10 protein-coding genes are annotated in these 17,021 nt (G+C 61.0%); 6 read left to right on the top strand and 4 right to left on the bottom strand.

Features of this window, described 5'->3' with window-relative positions; genetic code table 11:
* Window positions 1–128: 128 nt before the first annotated feature.
* From ACYVOC_RS12160 to ACYVOC_RS12145, 4 genes are read left to right on the top strand one after another with little or no spacing between them, the layout of a single operon-like run.
* A complete protein-coding gene (locus ACYVOC_RS12160) occupies window positions 129–1,658 on the top strand; it encodes a DNA-3-methyladenine glycosylase 2 family protein (protein ID WP_461161981.1) in 1,530 nt (509 codons plus the stop codon).
* Window positions 1,659–1,718: 60 nt separating this feature from the next.
* Window positions 1,719–2,228, top strand: coding sequence for a methylated-DNA--[protein]-cysteine S-methyltransferase (locus ACYVOC_RS12155; protein ID WP_461161980.1), 510 nt, complete (start codon window positions 1,719–1,721; stop codon window positions 2,226–2,228).
* The gene (locus tag ACYVOC_RS12150; protein WP_116003978.1) at window positions 2,225–3,154 is read left to right on the top strand and encodes a DMT family transporter; all 930 of its coding nucleotides are present in this window, start codon (window positions 2,225–2,227) and stop codon (window positions 3,152–3,154) included. Before ACYVOC_RS12155 ends, ACYVOC_RS12150 begins: the two co-directional genes overlap by 4 nt.
* A 9-nt stretch (window positions 3,155–3,163) precedes the next feature.
* Window positions 3,164–6,079: an EAL domain-containing protein gene (locus tag ACYVOC_RS12145; RefSeq protein ID WP_116003979.1), complete on the top strand. Its 2,916-nt coding sequence runs from the start codon at window positions 3,164–3,166 to the stop codon at window positions 6,077–6,079.
* Between the two features lie 106 nt (window positions 6,080–6,185).
* On the opposite strand, the gene ACYVOC_RS12140 is transcribed toward ACYVOC_RS12145, so the two are convergent.
* From ACYVOC_RS12140 to ACYVOC_RS12130, 3 genes are all read right to left on the bottom strand, one after another.
* Complete coding sequence (locus ACYVOC_RS12140) at window positions 6,186–8,081, bottom strand: propionate--CoA ligase (protein ID WP_461161979.1); 1,896 nt, start codon at window positions 8,079–8,081, stop codon at window positions 6,186–6,188.
* Between the two features lie 104 nt (window positions 8,082–8,185).
* Window positions 8,186–9,298, bottom strand: coding sequence for a 6-phosphofructokinase (locus ACYVOC_RS12135; protein WP_461161978.1), 1,113 nt, complete (start codon window positions 9,296–9,298; stop codon window positions 8,186–8,188).
* Window positions 9,299–9,327: 29 nt separating this feature from the next.
* The gene (locus ACYVOC_RS12130) at window positions 9,328–10,041 is read right to left on the bottom strand and encodes a YebC/PmpR family DNA-binding transcriptional regulator (RefSeq protein ID WP_116003982.1); all 714 of its coding nucleotides are present in this window, start codon (window positions 10,039–10,041) and stop codon (window positions 9,328–9,330) included.
* Window positions 10,042–10,163: 122 nt separating this feature from the next.
* On the opposite strand from ACYVOC_RS12130, the gene ACYVOC_RS12125 reads away from it, so the two are divergent.
* Window positions 10,164–11,393, top strand: coding sequence for a nucleoside recognition domain-containing protein (locus tag ACYVOC_RS12125; protein WP_116006042.1), 1,230 nt, complete (start codon window positions 10,164–10,166; stop codon window positions 11,391–11,393).
* Between the two features lie 392 nt (window positions 11,394–11,785).
* Window positions 11,786–15,397 carry a YobI family P-loop NTPase gene (locus ACYVOC_RS12120; protein WP_116003983.1) on the top strand — a complete coding sequence of 1,204 codons (3,612 nt, stop codon included), beginning with the start codon at window positions 11,786–11,788 and terminating at the stop codon, window positions 15,395–15,397.
* A gap of 310 nt (window positions 15,398–15,707) precedes the next feature.
* Here the strand turns inward: ACYVOC_RS12120 and ACYVOC_RS12115 are convergent, their stop codons facing one another.
* Window positions 15,708–17,021: a protein kinase domain-containing protein gene (locus tag ACYVOC_RS12115; protein ID WP_461161977.1), complete on the bottom strand. Its 1,314-nt coding sequence runs from the start codon at window positions 17,019–17,021 to the stop codon at window positions 15,708–15,710.

The raw sequence follows: 17,021 nt of genomic DNA, 5'->3' as shown, positions 1-17,021 counted from the left end.
CGCTTTCACAGGTGTACGGAACCGGCGCCGATTGTAGGGGCCTGCCCCCGGCATCCCGCGCATGGCTCGCACCGGGCACATGTCCGAAAACGGCTAGCAGCAGGTCGGCAGCGGCCTATCATTCGTCCATGTCCCGCACAGATTCCACCAACGATGATGGCCGCTACCTCGCCTTGCAGGCGCGGGATGCGCGCTTTGACGGACAGTTCTTTACCGGTGTCACCTCCACCGGCATCTACTGCCGCCCGGTGTGTGCCGTGCGCACGCCACGGCGCGAGAACTGCCGCTTCTTTGCCTTGGCGGCGCAGGCCGAGAGCGCCGGTTTCAGGCCCTGCCTGCGCTGCAGGCCCGAGATAGCGCCCCAGGCGCTGGTGTGGTCGGTGCAGGATGCCTCGGGCATCCTGGTGCAGCAGGCCGTGCACTTGCTCGATACCCTGGACACCTGGGGCGCAGAACAGGCCACTCCGCGCATGACTGCTGTGGCGCAGCGCCTGGGCGTGAGCGACCGGCACCTGCGCCGCATTTTTGAGGCGGCGCTGGGCGTCTCGCCCCTGCAATACCTGCAAACCCGCCGCCTGCTGGCGGCCAAGCAGTTGCTGACCGACACGGCCATGCCGATCACCCAGGTCGCGCTGGCCAGCGGCTTTGGCAGCGTGCGCCGCTTCAATGCGGCGTTTACGCAGCATTACGGCCTGCAGCCCACCGCCTTGCGCCGCACAGGCGCCCCGCCCGGTGCAACGCCCAGTGCACGCATCCGGCTGGCCTACCGCCCTCCGTTCGATGCACCAGCCCTGTTGGCCTTTTTTGCGCAGCGGCAATTTGGTGGTGTGGAGTGGGCGCAGGCCGACGAAGCCCTGGCGCTGCGGCGCACCGTGCGCCTGCAGGTCGGCGCCCAGGCGGTGGCCGGCTGGCTCAGCGCCCGCTTTGACACGGCGCGCCACCAGGTGCTGCTCGAGACCAGCGACAGCCTGTACCCGGTGCTGCCCCAGGTGATTGCCCGGGTGCGGGCCCTGCTGGACCTGGATGCCGATCCGGCCGCCATCAATGCGGTGCTGCATGCGTCGTTTCCTACCGGCGATGGCTTGCGTGTGCCGGGCGCCTTTGATGGCTTTGAACTGGCCGTGCGCGCCGTGCTGGGCCAGCAAATCACCGTGGCGGCTGCGCGCACCCTGGGCCAGCGCCTGGTGGAGCGCTTTGGTGAGCCCATCACCACGCCTTGGCCCGCGCTGCACCGCCTGTTCCCAGCCCCCGCCGTGCTCGCGCAGGCCGCGGGCGATGCACTGGGGCAACTGGGCATCGTGCGCCAGCGCCAGGCGGCCATCGTGGCGCTGGCACGGGCGGTGACCAGTGGCCATATCGCCCTGCACCCGGGCGCCGACGTGGCGACCACCACCGCCGCCCTGTGCCAGTTGCCCGGTATTGGCGACTGGACAGCCCAGTACATCGCCCTGCGCGCGTTGCGCTGGCCCGACGCCTTTCCCGCAGGCGACGTGGCGTTGCACAAGGCCCTGGGTGTGCAAGGCCACAAAAATCCTGCCCGGGCCGCCACCGAAGCAGCCATCGCCTGGCGCCCCTGGCGCGGCTACGCCGTGCTGCGCGCCTGGGCGGGCACAGGGCCCGTGGACGCTGCCGCCCCTCAAACACTATTGAATCAATAGCTGCTGGCGCTCTCCCCTCCTGCGCCAAAGCCTGTTTTGGTATCTAATTCAAAGCCTGCCATGCAATTCCATCCCTTGACCGTGCAAACAAGCACCCCCACCCTTCTGGGCACCGTCCGGCTGGCCGCTTCACCCGCCGGGCTGTGCGGTTTGTGGTTTGACGGCCAACGCCACCAGCCCCCTCTGCTCGACGGTCCTGGCGCATGGCCCACCGTGCACGACCACCCAGTGCTGCGTCTTGCTGCCGAGCAACTGCAGCAATACCTGCGCGGCGACCGCCAGCCGTTCGACCTGCCCTTGGATTTGGCGGGCGGCACTGCCTTCCAACAGGCCGTGTGGCAGGCGCTGCTGCGCATCCCCAGGGGCCAGACCACCAGCTACGGCGCGCTGGCGCGCCAGATGGATCGCCCGGCGGCTGTGCGCGCCGTGGGTGCAGCCGTCGGGCGCAATCCTTTGAGCATGGTGGTGCCCTGCCACCGTGTGCTGGGAAAAGACGGCAGCCTGACAGGTTATGCCGGTGGCCTGGACCGCAAAACCGCCTTGCTGCGCCTTGAAGGCGTTATCGCATGACGACAAGCCCCCACCACGCCCCAGTCTCCTCCTGGATCGGTGAATTCGTCCTTCTCTCAGCCCTCTGGGGGGCATCATTTCTGTTCATGCGCATGGGGGCCGCCGAATTCGGTCCCTTGCCCACCGCCGGGCTGCGCGTGCTGCTGGCCACTCTCTTCTTGTGGCCCATCCTGCTGCACCAGGGCCAGTGGCCTGCGCTGCGCCGACACTGGAAGCCGACGTTGCTCGCCGGGCTGGTGAACTCGGCCATCCCGTTCGCGCTGTATTCCTGGGCGGTGCTGCACATCACCACGGGCCTGGCCTCCATCCTGAACGCCACCGTGCCGCTGTTTGGCGCGCTGGTGGCCTGGGTCTGGCTGGGCGACCGTATCAATCGCCTGCGCTGGCTGGGCCTGGGCATTGGTTTTGTGGGCGTGGCGTTGCTGGCCTGGCGGGCGCCGGGGGGCGCCGGCATCAAGTCAGCGGCAGCGCCCTGGGCCATTGCGGCCTGCCTGGGCGCCACCATCTGCTATGCCCTGGCGGCCAGCTTCGCCCGCAGGTACCTGATGGGGGTGCCGCCGCTGGCCACTGCCACCGGCAGCCAGCTGGGGGCGGCGCTGGGTCTGTGCGTTCCCATGCTGTGGTTCTGGCCGACCACCATGCCGGGCGTGCGGGCCTGGGCGGCCATTGTGGCCATTGCCGTGTTGTGCACGGGCATTGCCTACATTCTGTATTTCCGCCTGATTGCCCATGCCGGGCCCAGCCGGGCGCTGGCGGTGACCTTCATGGCGCCGGTGTTTGCCGTGTTCTACGGAGTGGTATTCCTTGATGAGACCGTGACACCCTGGATGCTGGGCTGCGCGGTGGTGATTGTTTCGGGCACTTTGTTGTCGACAGGACTCATTGGTGCGCGCCGGCCTGCTGCGAAAGAGGCAGAACAGCCCTAAACTGCCGCTATGTCAGATGCGCAACGCCATCCTCTTGCCGCAGAGCCCGCAGAATCTGCCCGTATGGAGGCCGTCGTGGATGCTCTGCGCGCATCTGAAGACCACGCCAACGCGATCTACCAGGTGCTGCCCGACCCGGCGGGCCTGACACGGCTGTCGGATGGCAGGTACCTTGAAATCAACCCCGCCTTTTGCCGTCGCCTCAACCTGCGGCGCGATGACGTCATTGGCCGCACATCAACCGAACTGAAAATTTGGGCCAACGAACACGAGCGCCTACGGCTGATCGAGGCCCTGCAGAACACGGGCCAGGTCGATGATCTACCAATGGTGGCCCACGGCAACGGTGTTTCCATCCACGGACTGATGTTTGCGCGCCAGGTACAAATCGACGGCGACGAATGCCTGGTGTTCGTCTTCCACGACACGACCGAAGAGCGGCGCACCAATGCAGAGCTCATGGCCGTCAACACAGCGCTGGCCCAGGCGGGCCGCATGGCGCGGCTGGGTGCCTGGGAGGACGTGCGCGGCCAGGGCCTGGTGTACTGGTCCGACGTCTGCTATGACATCCATGGCCTGCAACCGGGTTCCGCGCTACCGCGCCAGTACATCGAGACTTATGTGGCACCACCGTGGCAAGACGCCATGCGGGCAAACTTCCGCCAATGCATCGCGCAGCAGGTCGAGTGGAGCATGGATATCCAGATCATCCACGCCGATGGCAGCCTGCGCTGGGTGCGCACGCGGGGAGAACCCGTGGTGGAGAACGGCCGCGTGGTCCGCATCCAGGGGGTGATGCAGGACATTGACGAATACCAGCGTGCCGAGGAACGCCTGCGCCAGTCAGAAGAGCGCTTCTCGCGCATGTTCCAGCTCGCGCCCTACCCCATGGGCATGGTGCGCCGCGACAACGCCTGCTACATCGAGGTCAACCCGGCCTGGGAAGCCATGTTTGGCTTTACCCGCGACGAGGCCCTGGGCCACTCTTCCATCGACCTGGGCATCTACGCCGCTACGGCACGTGCGAACATGGTCCATGTGGCCAACGCCACCGAGATGCTCAAGGGCTATGAGATCACGGCCATCACGCGCAGCGGCGCCCAGCTGACGTTGCTGCAGTCCATGCGCGCCACCGAGTTTGATGGCCAGGACGTCTGGCTTTTCGCGCTGCACGACATCACCGATCGCAAGAAGGCTGAAGAGCAGGTGCGCGAGCGCGAAGCACTGCTCTCGCTCACCCTCTCGGCGGCCAACCTGGGGCTGTGGGACTGGAACCTGCACACCGGCCTGGTCACGGGCGACCAGCGCTGGCTGGCCATGCGCGGGCTGCCGCCCAACGCCGTGGATGCCTCCGGCGTCGTCTGGACCGACGCCCTCGAACCCGAGGATGTACTGCAGATCACGACCGAAGTCACGCGCCACACATCCGACCCAGACACCCCGTTCGACACCACCACCTGCATCCGGCGGCCCCACCAAAACGACCGCTGGCTGCGCGCGCTGGGCAAAGTTGTGCGCTTTGACGATACCGGTCAGCCCACACGCATGCTGGGTGTGTCCATGGACGTGACGGGCCAGCGCGAGCAAGAAATTCTGCTGCGCCGACTGGCCCATTTCGATACCCTGACCGGCCTGCCCAACCGCGTGCTGCTGGCCCGCAAGCTGGCCGAAGGCATGTCGCTGGCCCATGCCGAAGGCTCCCTGCTGGGTGTGGCCTACCTGGATCTCGATGGGTTCAAACCCGTCAACGACCGCCTGGGACACGACGCCGGCGACCGCCTGCTGGTGATTGCCGCCCAGCGCCTGACGCGCGCACTGCGCCCGCAAGATTGCGTGGCGCGCTTAGGGGGCGACGAATTCGTCATTCTGATGCCTGGGTTGTCCAGCAACATCGAATGCAAGCATGCGCTGAGCCAGGTCATGCAAAGCCTGGCCTCGCCCTACCAAATCGGCAGCCACCGGGTCTCGGTGACCGCCAGCATCGGCTACACCCTGTACCCCAGCGATGATGCGGATGCCGACACCCTGATGCGCCATGCCGACCAGGCCATGTATGCCGCCAAGCAGGGGGGGCGCAACCGTTTTCATGAGTTCGACGCCACACAGGAACGCCAGTCGCGCCAACTGCGCGAACAGATTGCGGAACTGCGCGAAGCGCTGGCCCAGGGGCAGTTTGTGCTGTACCTGCAGCCCAAAGTGGACATGCACCTGGGCACTGTGGTGGGCGCCGAGGCGCTGGCGCGCTGGCAGCACCCTGAAAAAGGGGTTTTGTCACCCGCAGCTTTCATGCCCCTGCTCGAAGGCACAGAATTCGAGGTGGCCTTTGGCGCCTGGGTGGTCGATGCGGGACTGGCGCTGATCAAACAATTGATGGCACACCAGTTCCACCTTCCGGTCAGTGTGAACATTTCAGCCCCCCACCTGCAGCAACCCGGCTTTGCCGACTGGATGGAGCAGAAACTGGCCGACCATCCAGACATTCCACCGGCCCTGCTCGAAATCGAAATCACCGAAACCGCAGCGCTCTACCACGTCGAGCATGTGGCCAGCACCCTGAAGGTTCTGCGCAACCTGGGCGTAGGCACCTCGCTGGACGATTTTGGCACCGGCTACTCCTCGCTCACCTATCTGCGCCGCCTGCCGCTGTCCACCCTCAAGATCGACCAGAGCTTTGTACACGGCATGATGAACGACGCGGGCGACCTGGCCATCGTCCAGGGTGTCATCGGTCTGGCGCGCTCGTTTGGCTATCGCATCATTGCCGAAGGCGTGGAAACCGCCGACCAGGGCCAGATGCTGCTGCAGCTGGGCTGCCACCTGGCCCAGGGCTACCACTTTGCCCGCCCCATGCCGGTGGCGGACTTCATCCCGTGGGTGAAGAACTGGCAGGCCCCGGCCCTGGCCTCTCGGCCGCATACGGGCTAGGTTTATATAGAAAAACAGCCTCTAGCGCCCGTCCATAAAGCGTTAGAAGCTCTGTTTTTGATAGTAGATCAGCCCCATGCGGGGCCCGTCTCTTACCAGCGCCCGATCAGCCTTCGACCAAATCCTTGACCTGTTGCAGCGCCGCCGGGTCTTCCATGGTGGTCAGATCGCCCGGGTCACGCCGTTCGGCCACGGCCTGCAAAGCGCGGCGCAGCAGCTTGCCACTGCGCGTCTTGGGCAGCGCGGTGACAAAGATCACGCGCGAAGGCCGGGCCACGGCGCCCAGTTGGCCGTCCACCACCTTCATCACCTCGGCCTCGAGCTTTTGGCGTGCAGCGTCACTGTCCAGGCCGCTGGCGTCGCGCGGCACGGCAAAGGCCATGGCGACCTGGCCTTTGAGGTTATCGGCCACGCCCACCACCGCCACTTCGGCGATGTTGGGGTGCGAAGAGATGGATTCCTCGATCTCGCGCGTGCCCAGACGGTGGCCCGCCACGTTGATCACATCGTCGGTGCGGCCCAGGATGAAGTGGTAGCCATCGGCATCGCGGATACCCCAATCGAAGGTGCTGTAAATCATGCGGCCCGGAATGCTCTTCCAGTAGGTGTTGACGAAGCGCTCGTCGTCACGCCACACGGTTTGCATGCAACCGGGGGGCAACGGGCCTTCGATGGCGACCACGCCCTTCTGGTTGGGCGCCGTCAGTTCCTGGCCCGTGGCCTCGTCGATCAGCTTGACGTTGTAACCGTACATGGCTTTGCCAGGGCTGCCAAAGCGGGTGGTTTGCTGCTCCACACCGTTGGCCAGCGTGAGAATGGGCCAGCCCGTCTCGGTCTGCCAGTAGTTGTCGATGATGGGCACGGCCAGCGCATCGCTGATCCACTGGGCCGTGGGCTCGTCCAGCGGCTCACCGGCCAGCCACAGGGCCTTGAGGGTAGAAACATCGTACTTCTTGAGCCAGGAAGCGTCTTGTTTCTTGAGCACGCGCACCGCCGTGGGGGCCGAGAACATGTGCGTGACCTTGTACTTTTCGACAATGCTCCACCATACACCGGGGTCAGGACGGATGGGCAGGCCCTCGTACATGATGGTGGTCATGCCTGCGATCAGCGGGCCATAGATGATGTAGCTGTGGCCTACCACCCAGCCGATGTCGCTGGTGGCAAAGTAGGTCTGCCCCGCCTCGGCGGCAAAGATATGCTTCATGCTGGCAGCCAGCGCCACGGCGTAGCCACCCGTGTCCCGCTGCACACCCTTGGGTTTGCCCGTGGTGCCGCTGGTGTAGAGCGTATAGCTGGGGTGCGTGGCGTCGACCCACTCGCAAGGCACGGTGGCGTTCAGATGCTGCGCGCGCAGCGCACTCCAGAGGTGGTCACGCCCGGCCACCAGGTCCATGGGCGAGAGGCCCCGGTCCACCAGCAGCACGCTGGCGGGCTTATGGCGCGACAGGCGGATGGCTTCGTCCAGCAAGGGCTTGTAAGGCACGCCCTTGCCGCCACGCGAACCCGCATCGGCACTGACGATGGCCACAGGCTCGGCATCCTCGATGCGGGACGCCAGCGAACCCGAGGCAAAACCGCCAAACACCACCGAATGCAGTGCACCAATGCGCGTGCAGGCCAGCATGGCAAAAGCGGCCTCGGCAATCATGGGCATGTAGATGAGGACGCGGTCGCCCTTCTTCACGCCCAGCGCTTGCAGGCTGGCTGCCATGCGCTGCACCTCGGCGTGCAGCTCGGCAAAGCTGTAGCTGCGCTCGGTGTCCGTTTCGGTCGAAATCGCCACCAGCGCAGGCTGGCTGGCGCGGTCTTTGAGGTGCCGGTCCACGGCGTTGTGGCAGATATTGGTGGTGCCACCCACAAACCAGCGAGCGAACGGCGGGTTGCTGTAGTCGCACACCTGTTGCGGCGGGGTCTGCCAGTCAATCAGTCGGGCCTGCTCGGCCCAAAAGACATCGGGTTGGTCGATGGACTGGCGATAAAACTCCGCATAACTGCTCATGGTGTGGTCTCCTTGGCCTCGCACGCTGCCGAAAGGCAGGTTTTGAATTCATAATTATTCATGACGGGCTTGCGGGAACCTGACTGGTGCCGCACCCTCCCCCCTCAGTCGCCGCAGCAAATGCCCAGGTCGCGCGCCGTCTGCAAGGTGTCGCTGTCCATGGGAACGCCTTTCATGCGCCCGGCCACCTCGGCCAGCGGCACGTACTCCACATTGGGAAAAGCCAGCGACACCATCACGCCCGACAAACCTTCGTCCAGCGCACGCACGGCGGCCGCGCCAAAACGCAGTGCGGCCAACCGGTCAAACGCCGTCGGGCTGCCGCCCCGCAGCAAGTGGCCCAGCACCACAACCCGGGCGTCCTTGCCGGTGCGGCGGGCCAGCTCTTGCGCCACCTGTTCGCCCATGCCGCCCAGGCGTTCGGCGTGCCCGGCCTCGGCCGACGCCAGCACCGCACGCGCGCCTTGGCGCGGGTGCGCCCCTTCGGCCACTACCACGATGGAATACGAGCGGCTCAGTGCATCGCGCTCCAGTATCTTGGCGACCACCGGCTCCAGGTTGAACGGAATTTCGGGAATCAAAATGGCATGGGCACCGCCCGCAATGCCGGCATGCAGCGATATCCAGCCCGCATACCGGCCCATCATTTCAACCACCATGATCCGCTGGTGGCTCTCCGCCGTGCTGTGCAGGCGGTCCAGGCACTCGGTGGCAAAGGCCACCGCGGTATCGAAGCCAAAGGTGGTGAAGGTCTTGTCCAGATCGTTGTCGATGGTCTTGGGCACCCCCACCACGCGCAAACCCTTGCAGTGCAGCGCATGGGCAATAGAGAGCGTGCCATCGCCGCCCACCAAAACCAGGGCATCGATGCCTTCGCGTGCAAAACAGGCCAGCAGCTCGTCGGAGCGATCGCTCTCGCCCATGCTGCCGTCGGGCAGGCGGGTCGGGAAATGAAAGGGATCGCCCTTGTTGGTGGTGCCCAGAATGGTGCCACCCAGGTGCGAAATGCCGCGCACCCGTTCATGCGTCAACGCCACCAGCCCACCCTGGGGATAACGCTCGGGCTGCAACAGGCCATTGAAGCCGTCACGGATTCCCACGCACTCCCATCCCCGGTTGCCCGCCGTTGATACCGTGGCCCGAATCACGGCATTGAGACCCGGGGCGTCACCGCCGCCCGTACTGATGGCGATGCGCCGAATGGGGAGTGTTTGCAAGGGTATATCTCCAGCCGCAGTCGTGCGCCTTAGCCGGCCAGGGCGACAAACATGTTCTGCACATCGTCGTTGGCATCGATGGCGGCCAGAAAGGCCTCCACCTCTTCGAGCTGCTCGGCGCTCAGGCTGGCGGGGTTCACAGGGTTCTTGGGCTTGTAGCCCAGCTTGGCCGACAGCACCGTAAAGCCCTGCGCTGGCAAGGCGCGGCTGACCACATCGAGGTCTGCCGCTGCGGTAATGAACAGCGTCGTGCCCTCTTCATCGCCCGGCTCGACATCCTGGGCACCCGCTTCGATGGCGGCTTCTTCGGGGTCGGCCCCGGCCACGGCGGACTCGGCTTCGATCAAGCCAACATGGTCAAAATCCCAGGCCACCGAGCCCGAGGTACCCAGTTGCCCCTTGCGAAACAGCACGCGCATTTCAGGCGCCGTGCGCTTGACGTTGTCGGTCAGGCACTCCACCATCACCGCCACCTGGTGCGGTGCAAAGCCTTCGTAGATGACGTGCTCATAGTGCACCGCCTCGCCGCCAATGCCGGCACCCTTCTTGATGGCGCGCTCCAGCGTGTCCTTGGGCATGGACACCTTGCGTGCCTGCTCCACCACCAGGCGCAAACGCGCATTGCTGGCCGGGTCTGCGCCCCCACGGGCAGCCACCTGGATTTCCTTGACCAGCTTGCCAAAGAGTTTTCCCTTGGCATCGGCCACCAAAGCCTTGCCCTTTGCCTTCCACTGTGCGCCCATAAACGGATTCCTTGCGGTACTGGCATTTGCGGTGCCAGACTCAAAAATTTGAAGATGGATGTTTATACACCTGAGGCTGGGCTGTTAACCTGATCGCACCGCTACTGACCCACGAAGACTTGATGCTTAACACTCTGTGGCTGGGATTTTTCGTCACCTCGGCCATCGCCGCGCTGGTGCAATGGCTCGCTGGCGGCAACGCGCAGGTATTTGCCGCCATGGTCGAGGCCCTGTTTGCCATGGCCAAGCTCTCGGTCGAGGTGATGCTGCTGCTGTTTGGCACCCTCACCCTCTGGCTCGGTTTTTTGCGCATTGCAGAGCGCGCCGGCCTGGTCGAATCCCTGGCACGCTGGCTGTCGCCGCTGTTTGCGCAGCTGATGCCCGGCGTGCCGCGCGGCCACCCGGCGCTGGGCCTGATGACGCTGAACTTTGCCGCCAATGCGCTGGGCCTGGACAACGCGGCCACGCCCATTGGCCTCAAGGCCATGCATTCGCTGCAAAGCCTGAACCCCGAGCCCCAGACTGCCACCAATGCGCAAATCCTGTTCCTGGTGCTCAACGCCTCGTCGCTCACGCTGCTGCCCGTCTCCATCTTCATGTACCGCCTGCAACAAGGCGCGCCTGACCCGACCCTGGTGTTTGTGCCCATCCTGCTCGCCACCTCGGCCTCCACGTTGGTGGGGCTGCTCACCGTAGCTTTTGTGCAGCGGCTGCCGCTGTGGCGCCCGGTGGTGCTGGCCTACCTGCTGCCGCTGGCCCTCTGCATTGCCGCGCTGGTCGCCTTCCTCTCCACGCTGAACGCCACGGCGCTGGCCAGCCTGTCGTCCCTCACCGGCAACCTGACGCTGTTTGGCCTGGTGCTGCTGTTCGTGCTGCTGGGCGCCTGGCGCCGCGTGCCGGTGTACGAGGCCTTTGTCGAAGGCGCACGCGACGGTTTCGACGTGGCGCGCAGCCTGCTGCCCTACCTGGTCGCCATGCTCTGCGCCGTGGGCGTGCTGCGCGCATCCGGCGCATTGGGCTACGCACTCGACGCTATCCGCTGGCTGGTCGAAGGCGCCGGCTGGGACACGCGCTTTGTCGATGCGCTGCCGACCGCGCTGGTCAAACCGTTCTCAGGCAGCGCCGCCCGCGCCATGCTGATCGAGACCATGCAGGCCAAGGGCGTAGACAGCTTCCCCGCCCTGGTCGCCGCTACGGTGCAGGGCAGCACGGAAACCACGTTTTATGTGCTGGCGGTGTACTTTGGCGCGGTGGGCATTCAGCGGGTGCGGCACGCGGTGCCTTGTGCGCTGTTGGCGGAGCTGGCGGGGGTGTTGGCGGCGATTGGGGTTTGCTATTGGTTTTTTGGCTAGGATTTCAAGCAAAATTGGCCTATAGCGCTTATCAGATAAGCGCTGACAGCTATGAATTTTGATGACAAATAGGGCCAGAAAGAAACGGCTGCTGCAGCTAAATAGCGAAGTCTGAGTCAGCAGGGTTGCGCTGGCCCATTCACTCGATTGGTGCAAGACGGTCTGCGACGCTGAGCGACTGGTGCCGACCCAAAGCAATCTTTCGATCCTCCACACTTCGAACATCAATTAGCCGTAGAAGACCGACATAAAGTGGGCGCAAATAATATCCGGCCTCGGTCAAGCGCATCGAAAAAGGCCTCAATGACAGCAACCGAGTTATCCTCGGTAACATCAAAACATTCGGGGAGGAAGGCGATCTGACTCTTAAAGGTTAGTTTCTCCAGCATCGCATGATAAAAACCACCATCTCCATAACTCGCGGGCTTGCCAACAGCCTCAATAGCATTTTGTCTTGGCTAGAAAGCAAAGACGGCTCGGCCGGTACCCAAGCGAAGTTTGTGGATCTGGCACCAACTGATAAGGCGGACAAGGACGGTATATATTCCGAAGCGATTCTGTTTGCGACGAACAACACGAAGGTTTCCAATATTGCCCTAACTGGTCCCTATGGTTCAGGAAAGAGCAGCATCATCCAATCCTTCCTGAAGAAATATCCGCGGCCTGCACTTCATATCTCTCTCGCTGCGTTCGTTCCCGAGGCTGATTCGAACGGCGAGAAGGTGAGCCGCCAAGAGATTGAGAGAAGTATCCTGCAGCAGATGCTGTATGGTGCTGACGCAAACAAACTCCCGCTGTCACGATTTAAAAGAATCCAGTCGCCCAGTGTTTGGTCGATCTTTAAGTCTTTTTATATAACGATTGGAATTCTTGCACTTTGGTATGTGTTTAGTCAGCGAGCAGATATCATTAACGGCACCTTTTTCACTCCGCTCGCGCTCAGCAATGGATTCAATCTGGGGACTTGCGCCTTCGCAGTAATGTTTCTATGGATGACACTGCATCAATTTTACGTTGCTAGCTTCGGCCTGTCACTCAAGAGCATCTCGTTGAAGGACATTGAGATAAGGCCTACATATGATGATCAGACATCAATACTGAATCGCCACCTAGACGAAATACTCTATTTCTTCCAATCAACCGATTACGATCTTGTAATCATCGAGGATCTAGATCGATTCAACGACGCCGAGATTTTTGTCACACTGCGCGAAATTAATAGCCTCGTAAACGAAAACTCCGGCGTAAAACGGGCCATCAGGTTCCTCTACGCCTTGCGCGATGACATGTTTATCAACACCGATCGAACCAAGTTCTTCGAATTTATTATTCCCGTAATACCGATCATCAATACGTCAAATTCGATCGATATGGTATTGGTGCAAGGGAGAAGACTTGCACTCGATGATCGTCTCGATCGGCAGTTTCTAAGAGAGGTCTCACGTTACCTGAACGACCTGAGGTTGATTCAGAACATTTTTAATGAATACGCCATTTACGTAGCCAATTTGGAAACTGATGGAGAGAACCTGCTTGACGCCAACAAGCTTCTCGCGATCCTGATCTATAAAAACGTCTATCCAAGGGACTTTGAGCAATTGCACCGCGGCGCGGGGAATCTCGCTGAAATACTGAATCACCAACACGAGCTTATTAGGCATGGTGAAGCCAGATATAGGACCGAGATCGAGGAATTCGAAAATCGACTTGAAGTTGCCGAGCGACAGACGCCTTCAGACCTGGGAGAGTTGCGGAAAATCTACGCCATGGCTCTGATTGAGAAGCTTCCAGCGGGTGCTGTGTACGTCAGTCTTGAAAATCAGGAATGGATCGCGCTTCCCCAACTAGTTAGTCACGATTCGTTCGAAAAACTGATTGAGGCACCGCGTATACGCCTCCGCGATGCCAATAACTACTCAAATTGGGTCGATATTTCAAAATTGCAAACTGAGGTGGACTCTCAAAAATCCTACCTGCAACGCAAGGATGAGATCGAAAGTAAAGGGTCTGATCGTAAGAACAAGGTGCTGCGCCGAATACACGATCTCAGATTAAAAATCCCAACACTTCGCATGATTAAGCTCAATGAGCTGTTGCGTTTAAATGCCGACCACATAGAGGAGATTTTCAAAGGTTTCGAAGAGAATGGAGAACTCGCCCGCTTTTTGATCTTAGAAGGCCATCTCGACGACACCTACTACCAATACACCTCACTATTTCACTCAGGCCGCTTGTCGCCCAATGACAACAGGTTTCTGATCCAAATTCGGGCATTTGTCACTCCTGAGCCGAATTTTCCGCTCGACAATCCTAAAGAGGTCATCGCAGCGATGCGAGATGAGGACTTCCGACAGAGCTATGTCTTGAACGTTAAGCTCGTCGATAACCTTCTGAAGGATCAGAGTCTTTACCCTGATCAAGCAAAGAAACTTTTCGAGCTTCTCTCATCTGAATTCGAGAGGTGCGAAGACTTTTTCAGTGCCTATTACACCAGCGGCCTAGATGTTTCAGCGCTACTTCTGGGGTTAGTCAACGCTTGGAAAAAGCTTGTACCAGCTGCCATTGCCAGCCCCAACAGTATCTCCCACGTTACCCGACTGATTGCGAATCTACCGGTAAGCTCGCTCAAAACGCTCGCCGGGGACTATGACGGACTATCAGAGTTTGTTGCAGAGAACCTTCCAGAAATTCTGGTGCACTTGCCCGAACTAGCACCAGAACGCCTTGAATGCCTCGACTTTGAGGTCAAGGATCTAGCTGCAATCAAAGAACACTCTGAAATTGTACGCTTCATGTTCGAGGAGGGACGGTACGGGCTCACGATAACGAACCTCGAATATGTCTACCAAGAGATTTTGGGACAGGGCGATCTCAAGTCAATGCGCGCGAGAAATTTCACTACCATTCGTTCAACGAATAACGCACCCTTGATAAAAAGGGTGGAAGGTGACTTTAATCTTTACCTGAGCGATATTCTTTTAGAGTTGCAAAGAAATTCAGAGGAGGACGTCCCTGCTATTCTAGCCATTCTTAGCCAGGATACACTTGATCAAGATGATGTTCGGAAGTTTCTTGAAAGGCAGATGAACCGACTACCGACTCTAGAGGGTGTGCCTGAAAAATTTCACGCAACACTGTTCCAGCTAAATGCGATTGAAGCGACCTGGATGAATTGTCTCGCCTTCATAGAAACTGATGGGTTTGAGAAAGATATCCTAATTGAGTATCTTGATCTAGATGGTGTCCGTGCGACCATTCTGCAACATCCCATACCAAGCGACTCGAACTCACTGAATCTGCGACATTTCCTCGTCAATGCGGGTTCGCTGTCTGATGCCGCTTACAAAGATTATGTCCACGCTCTGCCGAATTCATTCAAAACGCTGCCTAAAGGACTCGAGCCAATCAAGCTTCGAATCCTGATATCTGAGGGAAAAATCAAATTCAATAAGGAAAGCTTCGATGCACTCGCTGATATTGAGGATTTGCAGGTACTATTCGTCGCGACCAACCTCGACACATATCTGACTGATCCCAACATCTTTGCACTTGACGACGACTTTCGAGAGGAGCTTCTACGATCTGATGTTGATAATGCAGGCAAGCTCGGGGTGGTTGAATTGATGGACTTGGAGGCGCTCGTGGACCTTCCAGAACGATCAGCACTTATCGGTCAAATTATTAGTAACGCAGATGCCAACATATCTAAGATTGGCGGGAGTAGTGCGCAGTCCTTAATAATACATTCTAGACCTACAGCGACGCAGATTTCACTCTTTAACAAATATCATGCTCTTATGTCAGATGACGAAGTGCGTCATGTCTTGGCTAATCTGCCCCATCCATTTTCCGAAATTAAAACGGGGTATTTCACGCCGAGACTGAAAAACACCCCCGCGAATCGGGATTTTGTCAAGTGGCTTGATTCAAGAAATATTATCTCGTCATGGGGTGAGGATCGCTTATTTACTGATGATATAAAAGTGAATCTTTATAGACGTTGATAAGCGGATCCCAAACTCTGCACTGTCTCGGCGTCAGGCATACCCTACCTGAAGCGGGCACACACCGAACGACCGGTTTTGGCCGAGACCAGCCGCTCATCTTCTCGAATTTGAATGCGCTGCCTCAGACAGAAACGGCAAAGAACCTGCGCTGCGCCCACCGTTCCGGGATTGGGGTCTGAGCACGAGTTTCGCTGCGCGAAATCGTGATCCGACCCTAATGCCTGCGCGAATGCTGGCGCCAATGCCAGAAAAAATATAGCCAAAATAGCCTCTGGCGCTTATCCCATAAGCGCTACCAGCTATCAATTCAGGAACGATCTGGCGGCGCAGCCACCAAATCCCACTCCGCCACCTGCTCGTTCGTGGCCACCAACCGCCCCACCAGCAGCTTGATAAACGCCTTGTCAAAGCACGACTGCAGCGCCTCCGAAGCCCCCCGCAGCGCCGGGTTGCGCACTTTGAGCACCAGCACCTCGCTCTCGGCCACGGCGGTGGCGGTGCGCAGGGGGGATTCGGGGCGCAGGTAGGTCATTTCGCCGAAGGTGACGCCGGCATTCAGCGTGCACAGCTGCCAGTTCTGGCGGTGGATGCCCACTTGGCCCTCGATGAGGATGCAGAACGAATCGCCCGGCGCGCCCTCGCGCATCAGCGCGGTGCCGCGCGGCACGCGGCGCCAGTTGCCCAGGCGCATGAGCTCCCACAGAGCGACGTCGTGAAAATCGGCAAAAAACGGCAGTGCACGCAGGCGGGTGAAGCGCTCGGTTTCGGTGTCCTGCGACCTCTGGCGTGGCAAAGCGCGCGAGATGGCCGTCAGCGCTTCGGCCCAATCGGCCCAGCGGCGAAAGCGGTCTTGCGGCGCCTTGGCGAGCGCGCGCAGCACAAAGGCATCGACCTCGGGCGGGAGCGAGGCGCGCAGTAGGCCAGGGGCAGTGGGCTCGTCGTTACTGATACGGTACATCGTGGCGAAATCGGTTTCGCCATCGAAGGGTCGCCGCCCCGTGAGCAGCTCGTACAGCACCACGCCCAGCGAAAACATGTCGCTGTGGTGCGTGAGCGATTCTTCCCGCACCTGCTCGGGCGACATGTACGAGGGCGAGCCGACCAGGCCGGCGAGCTGCGTGGCATCGCTGCGGGTAGAAAGCGCGGCGCCAAAATCGACCAGTTTCACGTCGCCGTCCTGCTCCAGCAAGATGTTGGCGGGTTTGATGTCGCGGTGCACCAGGCCCTGGCGCTCGGCGTATTCGAGCGCGTGGCCGCACTTGAAGGCGATGTCGAGCACCTGCGCCAGTGGCAGCAGCGCATCGGCGCTGGCGTGATGGGACAGCGGCTGGCCGTTCAGGTACTCAAACACCAGGTACGGCGGTTCGGCCGTTTCGTCGGCGTCGAGCAGGCGCACGATGTTGGGGTGGCGCAGCCGCGCGGCCAGGGCGGCTTCCTGCTGGAGCTGGCGCCGGTGGCGTGCGCCAAGCTGCGGGTCGGCCAGCAGGTGCGCGTGCATCTGCTTGACCGCGACTTTGCGGCCGCGCAGGCCGTCGAGCCCCAAATACACCACACCGCTGGCACCGCGGCCCAACTCGCGCTCGATGCGGTATTTGCCAATGGCGGTGGGGGCGGCGCTCAT

The sequence above is a fragment of the Simplicispira piscis genome (assembly GCF_054783455.1).
Note: the sequence above shows the minus strand (reverse complement) of the source record. Positions and strands in the feature narration are given on the sequence as shown.